Origin of the sequence: Streptomyces sp. ADMS, from assembly GCF_033441795.1 — a bacterium.
Lineage (GTDB): Bacteria > Actinomycetota > Actinomycetes > Streptomycetales > Streptomycetaceae > Streptomyces.
In genome coordinates this window covers 1-1,730 of record NZ_JAVFVX010000292.1, presented here as the reverse complement: position 1 = coordinate 1,730, position 1,730 = coordinate 1, and the positions used below count along the sequence as shown (strand labels likewise).

The following is a 1,730-nucleotide window of genomic DNA, read 5'->3' as shown; positions in this document are numbered from 1 at the left end:
TCCGGCATGAAGGTGACGTCCACCCAGTCGTTGTCGGTCATGCCGAGGCCGTCCCAGAAGGTGCCGTCCGCGACGTCGATGCCGGCCGGGTTGGCGGCCCGTCGGCCGAACTCGTCGAGCCCTCCGTTGTAGCCGTTGAGGTACGCCGCCTGGGCCTCGGGGGTGCCCTGCGGCAGGTCCCGCCACATCTCACGCTGTGACGACGGGTTCCAGTAGTCGTCGCGGGTGTTCCACGGGCCGACGTCCCACACGGGCGCGGTCTCGCAACGCCCCTTGTAGCACAGGCGCACCTGGTACTCGTGTCCGCCGTTGACCGCCAGCATCCGCCGCGAGGGCAGGGCCACGAAGTGGTCGCGGGGCTGGATGACGTGGCCGTTGGCGGTGGTCTGCCCGGTGAGGCCCTCCCGGGTGGCGAACAGCCGGTAGGTGGGGCCGGACGCGGCCGCCGACATGCCGTTCTGCGGGGTCTGCTGCGGTGCGGGCTGCTCGGCCGCGGCGGTGACGGTGACGGTGTGGACGGTCGGTGCCGGCCCGCCGGGGACGCCATGGAGGGTGAGCCGGACCTGGAGGAGGGAGACCGCCTGCGGCAGCCGGACCGCGCCGGCGCCGCCCGTGGCCCGCCACTGCGTCCAGGTGCCCGGGTGGTTGCTGCCCCGGATCTCGGTCCCCACCCTGGTGCCGGTGGGAACCTCCGCCTCCGTGTGCACGGTGAACGCCGTGAGCCGGCGGCCGAGGCTGCGGTCGGGCGACGTGTAGACGGCGTAGGCGCCGGGTTCCGACGGCGTCCGGCTTCTGCTGTCCTTGACGGTGATCCCGTCCGGACGGCGGGCGACGTTGCCCCGGTCGGCCTCCGGCCCCGACAGGTCGATGCGCCAGCTGTTCTGACGGTTCGAATCCTGCGCGGCGGCGGGCGGCGCCGTCAGGCCCGTCAGGACGAGCAGCAGACACAGGACCTGCGCTCTGCACAGCGGCGTACGCCACTTGGCACGTACGGAAGCGACACGCACGGGTTCCCCCTTGGTGGATGCGGACGACGGTCCAGGAGTACCGCCCGCCCCGGGCGCCGTCTCTCCGTAAACTTCCGGATGCCCCGCGAGGCCGCCGCGCGCCTAGGGTCCGTGGTCCGGACCCCGCCCCATGGCGGACGGGGCCGGACCACGGACCCCACGGCTCGTCAGAAGCCGCTACCTCATGGGAGGAACCCACGTGCGTCTTGGTCTGCGCGGTATGAACCCGAGGGTCGGCCTGCTGGCCGCGGCGGCCCTGCTGTTGCCCTTCGCGGCGGCCGCCCCCGGCCACGCGGCGACGAACGGCACCACCGCAGTCACCGCATACGCCGGCTCCTGCCCGGCCGCCGGTGTGGTCACCCAGGGCTACAGCGGCGCCCACGACGGTGTCGACATCGCGAACTCGCTCGGCACCCCGATTCACGCGGTCGGAGCCGGCGAGGTCATCGCCTCCGGCCCGGCCCAGGGCTACGGCCAGTGGATCCGCATCCTGCACTCCGACGGCACGGTGACCGAGTACGGCCACATGTACCAGCGGGACGTCTCCGTCGGCCAGCAGGTGTCGGCCGGTCAGCGCATCGCGCTGATGGGCTCCGAGGGTGAATCCACCGGCGTCCACCTGCATCTGCGGGTGCGGGTCGGCACCTCCACCGCGGTCCGAGGCATCGACCCGGTCCCGTACCTGCGCGACCGCGGAGTCGGGCTGCCGTGCACTCCCGGCGG

At 73.1% G+C, this 1,730-nt stretch carries 2 protein-coding genes; one reads left to right on the top strand and one right to left on the bottom strand.

Annotation, left to right across the window (positions count from 1 at the left end):
- On the bottom strand, positions 1 to 1,007 hold a 1,007-nt coding region (locus tag RB628_RS40460), incomplete at its 3' end, for an SH3 domain-containing protein (protein ID WP_318325640.1).
- Between the two features lie 199 nt (positions 1,008 to 1,206).
- Here RB628_RS40460 and RB628_RS40455 point away from each other — a divergent pair.
- Positions 1,207 to 1,730: M23 family metallopeptidase (locus tag RB628_RS40455; protein ID WP_318325639.1), on the top strand; the 524-nt coding region annotated here is incomplete at its 3' end.